Below are 14865 nucleotides of genomic sequence, written 5' to 3'. Positions count from 1 at the left end.
TAGTTATGTCAAGTAACTCTTAAGTGACGGTATGGGCTATGAATCCGACATTCAATGACCGCCTCCGCGTGTCGTGTGAAAGTCCGAAAAATAGCCCTGTGCGTCAGTGAGGTTACTTCCTGAAATGGCCTATTTGGTGAACGGGTGCCTCGGTGCGCTGACATCGTAGACACTCACCGGAACTTTTGGATTGGCGGGAGCCTTAAGCAACGCCTGAAGGACGCGCGCCTTCAGCTCCTTCTCGTCCGCATTCCCCCACACAACGATCTTGCCGTCCGTGAGCTTGAGCTCGACGGCATCCGGCGACGACGCCGACGCGCTGGCCATCTTGGCCAGGACATCCGCCGGCAGGGTCGCCAGAACTGCAGTGATCGCCCGGAAGAGATTCTGGTTGGCTCCTTGCCCATCAATGAGGGGCAAGGCAACCGATGCGGTATCGGCGGTTGATCCGAGCTGGACGCCGTCGACGTCAACCAGTGAATAGTTGTCGCCGCTCTTGACCAGGGCCACGGGTACCCGTTCGACGACGTGGACCAAGAGTTCCGACGGCGGGCGGGCTTCGGTACTGACGGAGCGCACCTGGACAAGGGGCTTGAGCAGCGCGGCAATCTCGGCGTCGCTGATTTGCGGGAGGGGTTTTCCCTTCACCGGTTCCAGGGCCTTCTGGACGCTCCCCGCCTGGAGCAGCTTGGTGCCGTCGACCGTCACCGTGCGCACGGCGAACACCGGCGAGTAGATCGCCGCAACGATTATTCCGGCGACCAGGGCCACAATAATGGCCAAGGCCGTGATCACCGTCCGCCGCCGCTTGCGTCTCTTGGGCTCCGGAAAGGCCAGCACATTGTTGTCCTTTCCGCCGGCGGACCCCGAAGGGCCCCCGACGGGATCGTCGAGGCTGCGTTCAGCACTGACGACTCCGGGCCGGGTGCCCGCCTGCGGCTTGAAAGTGGGCTTCCGGGTGTCAGCCACCCAACAGCTCCACGATCCGGGGCCCGTAGGCCGTCACGTCGCCGGCTCCCACGGTCAGGACGATGTCACCCTCGCCGGCCGCGGAAAGAACCGCCTCCAGCGCTTCCTGTCCGCCGGCCACGAGCCTGCCGCTCTTGAGGCGCCCCGTGATCAAGGTACTCGTGACTCCTGGAATGGGATCCTCGCGGGCAGGGTAGATGTCCAGCACGAGGGCCGTATCCGCCTCGCCAAGCGCTTCTGCGAACTGTTCCGCGAACTCGCGGGTGCGCGAAAACAGGTGGGGCTGGAAGAGCACGTGCACCTTGTTGCCGCCTGCCACGGAGCGGGCAGCTGACAAGGCGGCCCGGACTTCCGTTGGGTGGTGGGCGTAGTCGTCGTAGACACGCACGCCCCTCCCCTGTCCTTTGAACTCGAATCGGCGCGATGCTCCGGTGAAATGGCCGAGGGCGGCCGCGGCAGCCTGGGGCGCCACGCCGAGCTCGACTGCGACGCCGAACGCGGCCGCCGCGTTCAACGCGTTGTGCCGCCCGGGCACTTGAAGATCAAGGCGGTATTCCTGCCCGTCGATAGAAACCAGGACATCGCCGGGTCCCCCATCGTGCAGGCGGATATCCGCGTCCTCCGCGGTCCCGTAGCTCAGCACCCGGGTATTGCCCGCAGCACGGGTCCGTTCCGCGAGGGCCCGGGCGCCGTCGTCGTCCGCACAGGCGAAAAGAACGCCGTTGGCGGGCAGGAGTGCCGCGAAGCTGTCGAAAGAGGCGTAGACAGCCTCAGGCGTGCCGTAGTAGTCGAGGTGGTCGGCCTCGACGTTGGTGACGACGGCGATGAGGGGCCGGTAGTTAAGGAAAGAACCGTCCGATTCATCGGCTTCGGCAACGAAGATGTCCGAGGTGCCGTGCGCTGCGTTGACACCGAGCGCGGGTACGTTGGCGCCGATGGCGAAGGACGGATCGAGGCCCGCTTCCTTGAGCAACACGGCAACCATTGAGGTGGTGGTGGACTTGCCATGCGTGCCGGCCACCGTCACCACACGGTCTGCGCCCATGGTCGCCGCGAGGGCCTCCGAGCGGTGGAGCACCGGAAGGCCGGCCGCCCGGGCCGCTTCCAGCTCCGGATTGTCCGCCCTGATGGCCGAACCCGCGACGACGGTCTGCGCGTCACGAAGATTTTCCGCGGCGTAGCCGACTGCGATCCGGGCCCCCGCGGACCCGAGGTCGTGCATAACGGGAAGGTCCTTGGCGTCGGAACCGCTCACCGGAACGCCCCTGGCCACCATGATGCGTGCGACGGCAGACATACCCACGCCGCCGATGCCGATGAAATGGACCCTGCCGAGGGAATCGATGTCTGCGAGGGGCTGGGTCATTCGGTTACCGCTTCCAAGACGAGATCGGCCATCCGCCGATCAGCATTTCTGATGCCAAGTTCCTTTGCCTTGCTGGCCATATCCTCAAGGCGGGCTTGATCCGTGAGCAACGGAATCAACTCGGTCTTGAGCCATTCCGCGGTCAGGGCCCGGTCATCGACCAAAAGCGCCGCCCCGGCTTTGACCAGCGCGGAGGCGTTCATTGCCTGCTCGCCGTTTCCGATGGGCAGCGGAACGAAGACCGCAGGGAGCCCGACGGCGGCCACCTCGCTGACGGTTGCCGCGCCGGATCGGGAAAGGAGGACGTCTGCGGCCGCGTAGACGTTTTCCATGCCGTCCACGTATTCCACCTGGTGGTAGCCGTCGGCAGCCAAGGGGGCGCCGTCGTCGTTCGTCACTGCCTTGCCGCGGCCGGTGATGTGCAGTGTCTGGATGCCGGCTTCCGACAAAGCGGCGACGGCTCCGGCAATAGTCCGGTTGATGCTCTGGGCGCCGGAGGAACCACCCGTCACGATGAGTGCGGGCTGTCCGGCGTCCAGACCGAGCGACTGCCTGGCGTCCGCGCGCCAAGCCGCCCGGTCCAAACCGGCGATGGCCTTGCGCATGGGCATCCCCACGTGGCGGGCGTGCCGTAGCCGGGTCTCGGGGAAGGCCACACCCACACGTTTGGTGAACATCGCTCCTACCCGGTTGGCAAGCCCGGCGCGCGTGTTGGCCTCGTGGATGACGATGGGGATCCTGCGACGCCAGGCCGCGAGGTACATGGGAGTGCAGACGTAGCCGCCGACGCCGAGGAGGACGTCCGCCTGCGCGTTGTCTAGAATGCGCCCTGCTTGCTTGACGGCGGCCGCGAGCCTGCCGGGCAGTTTGAGCAGATCCGCGGAAGGCTTCCGGGGAAACGGAACCCGGTCGATGGTGGCCAACTCGTAGCCGGCAGCCGGAACGAGACGCGTTTCCATGCCGTTGGGTGTGCCGACGGCAAGGATCCTGGCATCGGGCCGCAGCGACTTGATGGCATCGGCAATGGCAAGCAAGGGGCTGATGTGTCCGGCGGTCCCGCCGCCGGCGAGGACCACGGAGAGGGGCTTGGGCTGGGAATTCATGGAGTGCTATGTACGCTTTCGTGCAGTTTTCGCAAATCGCCAGCGCGGCTTGGAGCGGCTGGCAGGAGCCATTTGGGCGCGGGCCAAAGACAACACTACGCCCACGCCGCATAGCGACATCACCAACGCTGAACCCCCATAGGAAATGAAAGGCAGCGGCACGCCGATCACGGGGAGCAGGCCTGCCACCATCGCCATGTTGATCGCGGCCTGTCCAAGCATCCACGCCATGATCGATCCGCCGAGCACCCTGGCGAACAAGTCTTCCTGGTGGCTGACGACCCGGTAGATGGCAACCGCGAGCAAGGCAAAAAGCACCAGGACCACGATCGTCCCCACAAGCCCGAGTTCTTCCCCGATGACAGCGAAGATGAAGTCGTTGTGGGCTTCGGGAATCCACTGGTATTTTTGCCGGCTCTGGCCAAGTCCAACACCAAGCCAACCTCCCGAAGCAAGGGCGCTGAGCCCCTGTTCGCTCTGGAATCCGATGTCGCTTGCCCCTGCGCAGCTCTGCCCCATCCACGAGGTGATCCGGCACATTCGGTTTCCACTCGTAAACGCCAGGATCAGGGCGGCAGCCGCGGCAACACCACCGGCCGCAGCGAAAAGCTTCAGGTTGACGCCGCCGAAAAACAATCCCGCAGCCATGATGAGCATGACCACCAGCGAGGTGCCGAGGTCATGTCCCAGGACAATCAAGGTGATGATGGCGCCGGAGACCGGCACGACAGGGATCAGCGCGTGAGTCCATTTGTCAAGAAGTTTTGCCTTGACGGAAAGAACCGTGGCCATCCAGAGCACCAGCGCGAACTTGGCGTACTCCGATGGCTGGAAGGTGAAACCGCCGATCTCGATCCAGTTCTGGTTGCCCAGAACACGTTTGCCGATGACCAGGACCAGCACCAGCAAGGCGCCGGCAAGAATGATAGAGGGCCATGCGAATCGCTTAAGCCACAGGACGTTGACCCGCGAAAGCACCAGCATCGCAACGATGCCGATCGCGGCGAACATGCCTTGCTTGGTGGCGATGGAGTACGGGGATTCGCCGGCCGCAATCGCTTCGACGCTCGACGCCGACAGGACCATGATGATCCCGATGGCCGTCAGGGCAAGCGAAGCTCCAAGAATCAAGTAGTAAGTTGACCCGCCGCTCGATTTACCGCTTCCTTCGAGAGTCGACCAAAACCCGGAAATCCCCGAGCGGATGCGGGACGGCAGCGAGGCCCGCGCCACGCCTGCCGCGCGTCCGGCGGGGTCTGCCTTGCCGGCCCGGGTCCGCCCGGGCCCGCTGCGCGTGGGCGTGCTGACCATTGTTACTCCTCGGTGGTCTGTGCCTGGCCTTCCACAAGCTCGCGCACTGCCCGGATGAAAGCATCGCCACGGTGAGCGTAGGAAGAGAACTGGTCCATGGAGGCAGCCGCCGGGGCCATCAGCACGGTATCGCCGGACTCGGCGATACTAGCTGCCGACTCGACAGCATGGGCCATCACGGTGTCGCCGAAGATCGGAGACGGTTCCGCGGCGGTACCAGCTGAATCGGCGGACTGCACCATTTCAGTGTCGCCCTTGGGCTGCCCGATTACGGGCACATCCGCTGCGTGTCGCTTGAGGGAGGCTTCCAGGTCCGCGGTGTCGGAGCCGATCAGCACCACCGCTTTGAGCTTACGCGCGTTGCTTTTGACCAAGTCGTCGTAGTTGACGCCCTTGGACAGACCGCCGGCGATCCAGACGACGCGATCGAACGCCGACAGGGCCGCAGAAGCAGCATGCGGATTGGTCGCCTTGGAGTCGTTGACCCAGAGGACGCCGTTCTGCTTGGCCACAGGCTGGATACGGTGGTTTCCGGGGAGATAGTTCCTGAGCCCCTCACGCACTGCGGCCGGTTCGACGCCGTAGGCGCGCACCAGTGCGGCGGCGGCCAGCGCGTTCGCAACCATGTGTCGCGGCGCAGCCGTGCCCAGGTCCGCCAGGGACGCGAGTTCCTCTGCAGAACTCTTGCGCTCTTCGATGAACGCACGGTCCACGAGCAAGCCCTCGACCACGCCGAGCATGCTGATGGCCGGAGTCAAGGTGGTGAAACCGATCGCCCGGCAACCCTCGACCACGTCGGCGTTTTCCACCATGCGTTCGGTCTCGATCTGCTCGGCGTTGTAGATGCACGCCTTCTGGGTGTTCTCGAAGATCTTTGCCTTGTCCGCGAGGTAGGACTCGTAGGAGCCGTGCCAGTCGACGTGGTCCTCGGCGACGTTGAGGCAGACGCTCGCCACCGGGGAGAGCGATTCGATCCAGTGCAATTGGAAGCTGGAAAGCTCAACCGCGAAAGCGTCGTACTCCACAGGGTCACGGAGTGCGTCCAGGATGGGGGTGCCTACATTCCCCACGGCGATTGCCTTGAGCCCTGCTGCCTGCAGCATGGCTTCGGTCATGCCCACCGTCGTGGTTTTGCCGTTGGTACCCGTGATCGTGAGCCAGTCCGCCGTCTTGCGGCCCTTGCGTTCGCGCACCCTCCAGGCGAGCTCGACGTCGCCCCACACCGGTACGTGGGCCCTTTTGGCAGCTGCCAGGAGGGACTGGTCCGGCCGCCAGCCCGGCGACGTCACGACGAGTTCGGGCTTTTCACCGTCCACGCGGGGCAGCATTTTGACGGCGTCCTGGCCGAGGAGGACGTCGGCTGCGCCGACGATCTTCAACGTGTCCGCCTGTGCTAGGGCTTTGGCGCTCGTGGCAGCGTCAACAACCACCACCCGGGCGCCGAGTTCGATCAAGGTATCGGCGGCCGCGAAACCGGAGACGCCGATGCCGGTCACGACGACGCGCAGGCCCTTCCAGTCGGAGTCCCAACTGACGAGGTTCTCGAGCCGGTCATTGGCAGAAGGCTTGGTTTGAGGACTTGCGCTCACAGCAGCACCACCCATTCAGCATAGAAAATCCCAAGGCCTGCGGCCACGAACAAGCCACAGAGAATCCAGAATCGGACAACCACCGTGATCTCGGCCCAGCCCTTGAGTTCGAAATGATGCTGAAGGGGCGCCATTTTGAAGACCCGCTTACCCTTGGTGAGCTTGAAGTAGCCCACCTGGATGATGACTGACAGCGTGATGAGGACGAAAAGCCCACCGATGATGCCCAAAAGAAGTTCGGTGCGGGAAAGGATCGCAAAGCCGGCCACCGCCCCGCCGATCGCCAGGGAACCGGTGTCTCCCATGAAGATCTTCGCCGGAGACGTGTTCCACCAGAGGAAGCCCACCAGCGCGGCACTGCAAATAGCTGCCAGGAGCGCCAAATCGAGCGGGTCGCGGACCGAATAGCAGCCGCTGCCCGCCTCGCGGGGTGAACCGCACGCCTGGTTGTTCTGCCAGATTCCCATGAGTGTGTACGCCCCGAAGACCATGATGGAGGCGCCGGCGGCAAGGCCGTCCAGTCCGTCCGTCAGGTTGACGCCGTTGGTTGCCGCAGTGACGATCAGGTTCGACCAGATGACAAACAGGATGGCTCCGAGGACGGTGCCCCCGAAGGCCAGGTTCAGCCAGGGAATGTCCCGCACAAGGGAAATATGGGTGGAGGCCGGCGTGATCCCCTGCGAGTCGGGGAAGTTCAGGACGAGTACTGCGAAGACGATGCCAACAAATGCTTGGAGAATCAGCTTTGCCTTGGCATTGAGTCCGAGGCTGCGTTGCTTGGAAATCTTGATGAAATCGTCGAGGAAACCAACGAATCCCATACCCACCATCAGGAACAACAAGAGCAAGCCCGAAGCCGACGGGCCCGGTGATCGCGGGTTCATCATCCACATGATCAAGTGGGTCAACCCATAGCTGATGAGTACTGCGGCCACCACGACCGTCCCGCCCATGGTGGGAGTACCGCGCTTGGTGTGGTGCGAGGTGGGTCCGTCGTCGCGGATGAACTGGCCGTATCCCTTGGTGACCAGGAACCGGATGAAGAGTGGCGTTCCGACCAAAGCCACCAGGAGGGCGACGCCCGCGCCGATCAACAGTGCAATCACAGCAGCTCCTTCCCTTCATTGGCGGCAGTTGCAGCCGCGGTGTTCGCACTCGTACTGGCCTGTGGAGGTAATGCTATCCGATCCCCCAAATGCCTTAAGCCGACCCCGTTCGAGGACTTGAAAAGCACCAAGTCGCCTGTTTTGAGCTCGGCCTGCAGCAGTTCGTAGGCCTCGTCGGCCGTTTCAGCGAAAATGCATTCGTCGCCCCAGGAGCCTTCCTGGATCGCGGAAATGTATAGCGCCCGGGCTTCGCGGCCAACCACCACGAGCCTGGAAATGTTCAAGCGAACCACTTGCGTCCCCACCATGGTGTGTTCGCGGATGGAATCTTCGCCGAGTTCCAGCATCGCGCCCAGCACCGCCCAGGTGCGGCGTCCCTGGCCGAGGTCGGCGAGGGTGCGCAAGGCTGCACGCATGGATTCCGGATTCGCGTTGTACGCGTCGTTGATGATGGTGACGCCGTCTGCCCGCTCAGTGCGTTCCATTCTCCACCGGCTGGCCGGGGACTGCTCGCTCAGCGAGTCGGCGATCCCGGCTGCAGGGAGGCCTGCCGCGAACGCGGCGGCCGCGGCGGCAAGCAAGTTGGTGATGTGGTGCGCACCGATCAGCTTGCTGTGGACGCGATGGGGGACCCCGCCGTCGGGAAGGATGAGTTCGAACTCCGGGTGGCCGTCCTCATCGATATCGGCGTTCCTGGCTTCGACCTCGGAGCCGGAAATGCCCGTAGCGGTGGTTCCGAGCACTTTGGCCTGGGTGCGGGCGACCATCGCCGCGACGCGCGCGTCGTCGAGGTTGATGACGGCGGTTCCGTCCTGCCCCAGCGCTTCGACGAGTTCGCCCTTGGCCTTGGCTATGTTCTCCACCCCACCGAACTCGCCGGCGTGGGCGGTGCCGACGCAAAGAACGACGCCGATGTCCGGTTGGACCATCTCGGCGAGGTATTTGATGTGGCCGACCCCGGTGGCGCCCATTTCGATCACGAGGTAACGCGTGCCCGCATCGGCTCCGTACACGGTGAGCGGCACGCCGACTTCACCGTTGTACGAACCCTGCGGTGCCACTGTGGCGCCGGCCCGGGAAAGAATGCCCGCGAGCAAGTCCTTGGTAGTTGTCTTGCCCGCCGAGCCTGTGATCCCGATGACAGTGAAGGGCTCCCCTTGGGCCGTACGTGCGGCGCGGATGCGGCGCACGGACTCTGCGGCCAGGGCACCCATCGCGATCACGGCGTCATCGACGACGACGGCGGGGTACGGCCGGCCGTCGTCGTCGGAAACGTCGCGCTCGGTCAGCGCCAGGACAGCCCCGCGCTCGAAAGCGGCGCCCACGTAGGCATGGCCGTCAGCGTTCTCACCTGGTTTGGCCACGTACAGCGATCCGGCCGCCGCCTCACGGGAGTCGGTAACGATGGACGCCGGGACAATGCCCGGGTCCGCTGCCAATCGGCCATTGGTAATATCGGCGATCTCCGCCGCAGTAAGTGCAATCATCTCGGTCTAGGACTCTATCCGCTCGTCCGTGGAAACCTTGAATCCCCTGGCTGTCAAGGCCGCCCGCAGTTCCACCCGGTCGTCGAGGGCAAGGTTGACGCCCTTCACTTCCTGCCAGACCTCATGTCCTCGGCCGGCGATCAGGATGGTGTCCTTCTCAGTGGCCAGATCCACGGCTTGGCGGATGGCGACGTCCCGGGGGTACGCTTCCACGATCTCGCAGTCAAGGTCCTCCGACTCGCGGGCGGCACGTGCGCCGGCGATGACTTCCGAACGGATCGCCGCAGCGTCTTCGTCATGGGGATCGTCGTCGCTGACAATCACGACGTCGGCGAGCCGGGCGGCTATGGCGCCCATGGTCGGCCGCTTGCCCTGGTCGCGCTGACCTGTGGCGCCGAAAACAACAATCACGCGAGATCCGGGTGATTGCGGGCGTATGGCGCTCAGGGCCCGCGCCAGCGCGTCCGGGTTGTGCGCGAAATCGACAACGGAAGCAGGGGCATCGGAAATCAGCTGCATCCGGCCGGGTACGGAAACGGTGAAGGGATCGTGGCTGTCCAGCGCCGCCTGAAGTGCCGACCGGTCGATGCCAGAGTCGAGCACCATAATCGTGGCCAGCGCCGCATTGGCGACGTTGAAATCTCCCGGCAATCCTGTATTGACGCGCAGGACCGATCCATCGCGGTGGCGCAATTCGAAGTCCGTTCCAAGTCCGCGTGGTTTGGAAGACTCGACCGTCCAGTCAGCTTCGCTCCCGGCGGTGGCCGACAGCGTGGTCACGGGAATTCCGGCCTCTTCGGCCAGCAAGCGCCCCCACGGATCGTCCACGGTCACTACGGCCCGCCGTGCTCGCGCTCTCGTGAACAGCTCCGCCTTGGTCCGGAAGTATTCGTCCATGCTTCCGTGGAGATCGAGATGGTCCTGCGTCAGATTGGTGAAGCCGGCAACGTCGAATGTCACCGAGTCGACCCTGTGGAACGAAAGAGCATGGGAGGAGACCTCCATGGAAGCCGCCTCCAACCCACGTTCACGCATGAGGGCGAGCAAGGCATGGACGTCCGTTGACTCCGGCGTGGTCAGCAGACTCGGGATGGCCTCGCCCCCCGCAAGAATTTCAATCGTCCCGATCAGGCCGGGATTCATGCCCAGGGCGCGGAGCAAGGAGTTGATGAAATACGTCGTCGTTGTTTTGCCGTTCGTACCAGTTACACCGAAAAGCGTGGGCGAAACCCCATCGAGTGGCTGGCTTCGATAAACGAGGGCAGCGAGGGTGCCGACAGCTGCACGGGGATCGCCAACGATCAGCACCGGAACGGCAAGGTCCTCAAGTGCCAATTGACGGGCGCCGTCCTCATCGGTCACGACGGCCACAGCACCGGCCGCCACCGCTTGGGTGACAAAGTCTGCCCCGTGGCGTGTGGCACCGGGCAGGGCCAAGTACAGGTCTCCCGGCTCGACGGTGCGCGAGTTGAGGGACACACCAGTGACCGACGTACCGGCTGAGTCCGGGGTCAGCGCGATCCCGAGGGACGATGCGATGGCCTCCAGGGCAACCGGCGCCACGACGGCTGGACGGAAGCCGGGTTTGTCCGTAGCCGGCGGGTTCCCTGTAGGGATCGATACGGCATCATTCTGCTCTGACAAGGTGGTCTCCGTTGGTACTCGTAAAACTGGCCGCGCGGGAACCCTTGGGCTCCCGCAAACGGCATGGGTTGATCTAAATGTGGCCGGACAGATGCCCAACAAGCTTACTTGGCGAAACTGAAGTACTTGCCGTACTGGCCTTATTTGCAGTCCTTGTCCTTATTTGCCGTATTGGGGGAACCGCGCCGGAGTGCCGGTGGAAGGCGGGACGTTGTAGGTGCGCAGGACCTGGCCCATCACCGAGCGGAAAATCGGTCCTTGCGTGATGCCGTAGATGTTGCCCTTGGGCCTCTGGACAACAACCTCGACGATGAACCGTGGATTTTCCATGGGCGCCATCCCAATGATGGAGGCCGTGAAGCCATCGAAGCCAGGCAGGCCGTCTTCGCGGGGTGCCTCGGAGGTTCCTGTCTTGGCGCCCACCCGGTATCCGTCGATGCCAGCATCTTTCACTTCGCCCATCGTCACGTTGCTCTCCAGGATGTCCCGCACTTGCTGCGCGGTGTCCTTGGTAACGACTTGCCGGGCGTCCTTGGCAGGTGCTTTCGCTTCGACCCCGTCGGCCCCGACGTAGCCGTCGATCAACCTGGGTTGCAGCATCACGCCGTCGTTGGCCACGCTTTGGTATGCGCGGACGGTCTGCAGAGTGGACTGGGAAACGCCTTGGCCGAACAGGACGGTGTACTGCTGCCGGTCGTCCCATTGATCGGGCTTGGCCAGGATTCCTGACGCTTCGGCGGGAAGACCAATGTCCGGGGCTTCCCCGATGCCGAAGCGCTGGAGATAGTCATAGCGCTGTTGCTTGCTCAGCCGGCTGCCGATCATCACGGTACCCGTGTTCATCGAATAGCCGAGGATACCGGCGAGGGTCCGCTGTTCGGTTCCGTGGAGGAAAGCATCGGTGAACGTCTGACCGTCGATGGTCACGGCAGGAGGAACGGTAACGGTGTCCAATGGGCTGGACTTTCCTTCATTGATCGCAGCGGACGCGGTGATCATCTTCTCCACCGAACCAGGCTCATAGGCGGCCGTCACAGACCGCACGCCGCGGTCCGCAGCCGCTACTTTGCCCGGGTCGTTGGGATCCGGGGCGTTCGTATCCGCCATCGCAATGAGGTTCCCGGTCTTGATGTCCTCAACGACGATTGATCCCCACTCGGCATTGAGCTGGTTGACCTGGGTCTGGATGGCCTGCTGCGCAAAGTACTGGATGTCCGTGTTCAGCGTCAGCTTGACGTCTTTGCCGTTGACAGCCGGGGTCAGCAGATCGGTTGCCACGGGGATACGGAGACCGTCGGCGCCGATCTCAAAGACGCGCTTGCCGTCCTTGCCGCGGAGGAGGTCGTCCTGGGTCTGCTCAAGGCCGGCTTGGCCCGTGGTGCCGTCCTTGAGGAAGCCGATAACGCCACCGGCTACGCTGCCGTTGGGATAGACACGCTTGCTGATGCCCTCCGACACGACACCCGGGATGTGCAGTTGGGATATCCGGTCTTCGAGATCGGGCTTCACTTCCTTGGCCACGATGTTGTATTTCTTGTCGCCGGTCACTGCCTGGGTAACCTGGTTGACGTCCATCCCCAGGGCGCTGGAAAGCTCTGCTATCCCCTGGGTCCTGGAGATCGTATCGATGGCTTGGGTCTGGGTGTTGTAGCGCGAAAATTCAGACGTGTTCGTGTTGACCGTTTGGTCCACCACAATGTTGTAGCGGATGACGCTACTGGCCAGCACGGTGCCGTTGGAGTCGAGGATCTTGCCGCGTTCGGCCGGCAGGATGGTGGTTGTCAGCCGGTTGTTGTAGGCAGCCTCGGCCAGGCCTCCGACGTCCAGCCCTTGGACCAGGAACAACTTGCCCCCAACGACCAACAGCAGCGTCAACATGATCGCGAGGCCGATGCGCAGGCGCTTCTTCGCCGCCGGCGTTCTCTTGTTCTTCGATTTGCCGGTTTTCTGCACCACGTCGATTCCTTGCTGCTTACCTTGCTGTTTACCCTGAAATCAGGTCGGCTGAACGCTACTGCCCGGGCACCTTCTGCTGTGGGGCGGGGACCGAACCACCATGGAGATCCACAACCGGCGGCTTGGGTGCCGCAGGAACCGCGGGCGCCTGCGGTTTGGCCGCGGTGGAGTCGGCGGCACCGTTGGGCTTACGGCTGTCCAGTGAATCGTTCTTGGCGGGTGCAGGAGCTGCGACGCTGGACTGGCCTGCAACCGCAGGAGCAGCGATGACGGCACCGGGATTCTGTCCCTTGGTTGCCGGCGTGGCCTTTCCTGTGACTGTCAGGTTGTCCAGATCGATCTGGCCCGTGGCAGTGGAAGCTACCATGCCCAATTCTGCGGCCTTGGCGGCAAGATTCTGGGGAGCCTGGTAGTTCTGGACCTGCTGTGTCAGATCCTGGTTCTGCTTGTTCAGGGATGCAGCGTCGTTCCTGAGCTTCACAAGGTCGTATTGGGCGGTGGAAACGGAGATGTTGAGCACCAGGACAGTCAACAAGGCGGCCGCCAGGACGCCGAAGCAAAAGACGACGAAGGGAGTCCGCCGTCGTCCGGGAACACTCTGGACGAGCGAGAGCGGTGTCCGCGCCTTGCGGGTCGTGTCGCGTTCCGGTCCCCGGGCGGGCAGGGCACGCGCGGTGTTCCCCACCGTGGTCGCCAGGATCTTCGCGGCAGCGGTGCTCATGCTGTTCTCCTCGCTTTGATGCGTTCCACGGCCCGCAGGCGGGCAGATGCCGCACGCGGGTTTTCGGCGATTTCTTCAGGTGTGGGCACTTCCGTGCCCTTGGTCAGGGTCTTGAATTCCGGTTTGTGTTCTTCCAGCTCCACGGGGAAGCCCAGCGGGGCCGACGACTTGGACCGGGACTGGAAGATCGATTTCACGATCTTGTCTTCGAGTGAGTGGTAAGACAACACCACTACCCGTCCGCCCATTGCCGAGGCCGAGAGGGCGGCAGGCACTGCTCTCTCCAGAACGTCGAGTTCCTCGTTGACTTCAATCCGCAGGGCCTGGAAAGTCCGCTTTGCCGGATGCCCGCCGGACTTTGCGGCGGCCGCAGGAACAACGCCGCGAATCTGCTCGACGAGCTCCCCGGTGGTGGCGAAAGGCTTGCCGGCCCTTGCTGTGACGATGCGGTTTGCGATCCTGCCGGCGAACTTCTCTTCGCCCCACTTGCGGATAATCCGTACCAGGTCTTCTTCGGAATAGTTGTTGACGACGTCGGCGGCAGTCTGGCCGCGGCTGGTGTCCATCCGCATATCCAGCGGCGCGTCGTAGGAGTAGGCAAAGCCGCGCTCCCGCTCGTCCAATTGGAGGGAAGACACACCCAGATCCATGAGGATGCCGTGCACTTCCGGGATTCCAAGGTCTACGAGGACATCTTCGATTTCGTCATAGACGGCATGCACTAGGTCAGTGCGGGCCGCGAAGGGTTGCAGGCGCTCACCGGCGAGGGCCAGGGCCTCTTCGTCCCGGTCTATGCCAACAAGGTGCAGATCGGGGAACTGCTGCAGCATCGCTTCGGAGTGGCCACCCATTCCCAACGTGGCGTCGATGACGACGGGCGTCTCGCCACGGCTGCGGGCGGCCTCAAAACCTGGTGCCAACAAATTGATGCACCGGTCCTTCAGGACCGGTACATGTCGCTCCGAGGTTGGTTTTGGCGCGTCTTGCTCCTCCATGCGGCCTCCTCAGAGCTGAATCGTTCGTCTGTCAGTTGGGCGGGTCGCTTCTTGAGCCGGATCCCCATCCGCGCCTATCGCAGCGTCCGCCTGGCTCCGGGGAAGGTGAGCCAGGAAAACAATGTGATGGGCGGCTGGAGATCCCGTCCAAGAAGCATTGCTGCTTCCTGTCCCGGTTTCTAAATGAACCCGGGAAGGTTGTCGTCGTCGGTCTCCGAGAAGGCGGCTTCCTTCTCGGCCAGGTATTCATCCCAAGCCTGGGCATCCCAGATCTCTGCACGGGTTCCGGCGCCGATGACCGCCAATTCCCGCTCAAGACCTGCGTAGCTCCGGAGCGCCGGCGGAATCGTCACGCGCCCCTGCTTGTCAGGTACCTCGTCAGAGGCTCCGGACAGGAAAACCCGGATGTAGTCACGCGACTGCTTGGAGGAAATGGGGGCCTCCCGCATGGATTCGTGAATACGTTCGAATTCCCGCTGGCTGAAGACGTAGATGCAACGTTCCTGGCCCCTTGTGAGCACCAAGCCGTCAGCAAGTTCCTCGCGGAACTTGGCGGGGAGGATGATCCGGCCCTTTTCGTCCAGACGAGGAGAATGCGTGCCAAGAAACACTGGCCCA

11 protein-coding genes and 1 pseudogene are annotated in these 14865 nt (G+C 63.4%); all 12 read right to left on the bottom strand.

Going from position 1 to position 14865, the window contains the following annotated elements; genetic code table 11:
* Positions 1 to 129 precede the first annotated feature (129 nt).
* The 12 genes and pseudogenes from AB4074_RS19185 to mraZ all read right to left on the bottom strand — a co-directional run bounded on the left by AB4074_RS19185 (position 130) and on the right by mraZ (position 14858).
* The gene (locus tag AB4074_RS19185; protein ID WP_441414808.1) at positions 130 to 969 is read right to left on the bottom strand and encodes a cell division protein FtsQ/DivIB; all 840 of its coding nucleotides are present in this window, start codon (positions 967 to 969) and stop codon (positions 130 to 132) included.
* A pseudogene (gene murC, locus AB4074_RS19180) lies at positions 962 to 2236 on the bottom strand (UDP-N-acetylmuramate--L-alanine ligase); the annotation flags it as partial. The pseudogene murC and the gene AB4074_RS19185, both read right to left, overlap by 8 nt.
* Positions 2237 to 2331: 95 nt before the next feature.
* On the bottom strand, positions 2332 to 3438 hold the full coding sequence (gene murG, locus AB4074_RS19175) for an undecaprenyldiphospho-muramoylpentapeptide beta-N-acetylglucosaminyltransferase (RefSeq protein WP_441414807.1): 1107 nt from the start codon (positions 3436 to 3438) through the stop codon (positions 2332 to 2334).
* Positions 3439 to 3444: 6 nt separating this feature from the next.
* Positions 3445 to 4749, bottom strand: coding sequence for a putative lipid II flippase FtsW (ftsW, locus tag AB4074_RS19170; RefSeq protein WP_441414806.1), 1305 nt, complete (start codon positions 4747 to 4749; stop codon positions 3445 to 3447).
* Between the two features lie 2 nt (positions 4750 to 4751).
* Positions 4752 to 6353: a UDP-N-acetylmuramoyl-L-alanine--D-glutamate ligase gene (murD, locus tag AB4074_RS19165; protein WP_441414805.1), complete on the bottom strand. Its 1602-nt coding sequence runs from the start codon at positions 6351 to 6353 to the stop codon at positions 4752 to 4754.
* Entirely contained in the window at positions 6335 to 7444 is a 1110-nt protein-coding gene (gene mraY / locus AB4074_RS19160) for a phospho-N-acetylmuramoyl-pentapeptide-transferase (RefSeq protein WP_437773203.1), read from the bottom strand. The genes murD and mraY overlap by 19 nt, the downstream gene beginning before the upstream one ends.
* Positions 7441 to 8931 (bottom strand): UDP-N-acetylmuramoyl-tripeptide--D-alanyl-D-alanine ligase, encoded by a 1491-nt coding sequence (locus tag AB4074_RS19155; RefSeq protein ID WP_441414804.1) that lies wholly within the window; start codon positions 8929 to 8931, stop codon positions 7441 to 7443. The genes mraY and AB4074_RS19155 overlap by 4 nt, the downstream gene beginning before the upstream one ends.
* Before the next feature lie 6 nt (positions 8932 to 8937).
* A complete protein-coding gene (locus tag AB4074_RS19150) occupies positions 8938 to 10575 on the bottom strand; it encodes a UDP-N-acetylmuramoyl-L-alanyl-D-glutamate--2,6-diaminopimelate ligase (RefSeq protein WP_441414803.1) in 1638 nt (545 codons plus the stop codon).
* Between the two features lie 159 nt (positions 10576 to 10734).
* A complete protein-coding gene (locus tag AB4074_RS19145) occupies positions 10735 to 12531 on the bottom strand; it encodes a peptidoglycan D,D-transpeptidase FtsI family protein (protein ID WP_441414802.1) in 1797 nt (598 codons plus the stop codon).
* Between the two features lie 55 nt (positions 12532 to 12586).
* Positions 12587 to 13252: a hypothetical protein gene (locus tag AB4074_RS19140; protein ID WP_441414801.1), complete on the bottom strand. Its 666-nt coding sequence runs from the start codon at positions 13250 to 13252 to the stop codon at positions 12587 to 12589.
* Entirely contained in the window at positions 13249 to 14247 is a 999-nt protein-coding gene (gene rsmH, locus AB4074_RS19135) for a 16S rRNA (cytosine(1402)-N(4))-methyltransferase RsmH (protein WP_441414800.1), read from the bottom strand. Before rsmH ends, AB4074_RS19140 begins: the two co-directional genes overlap by 4 nt.
* A 179-nt stretch (positions 14248 to 14426) precedes the next feature.
* Positions 14427 to 14858: a division/cell wall cluster transcriptional repressor MraZ gene (gene mraZ / locus AB4074_RS19130; protein WP_059389147.1), complete on the bottom strand. Its 432-nt coding sequence runs from the start codon at positions 14856 to 14858 to the stop codon at positions 14427 to 14429.
* Positions 14859 to 14865: the final 7 nt, after the last annotated feature.

This window comes from Arthrobacter sp. 2MCAF14 (assembly GCF_052115645.1).
Lineage (GTDB): Bacteria > Actinomycetota > Actinomycetes > Actinomycetales > Micrococcaceae > Arthrobacter.
Note: the sequence above shows the minus strand (reverse complement) of the source record. Positions and strands in the feature narration are given on the sequence as shown.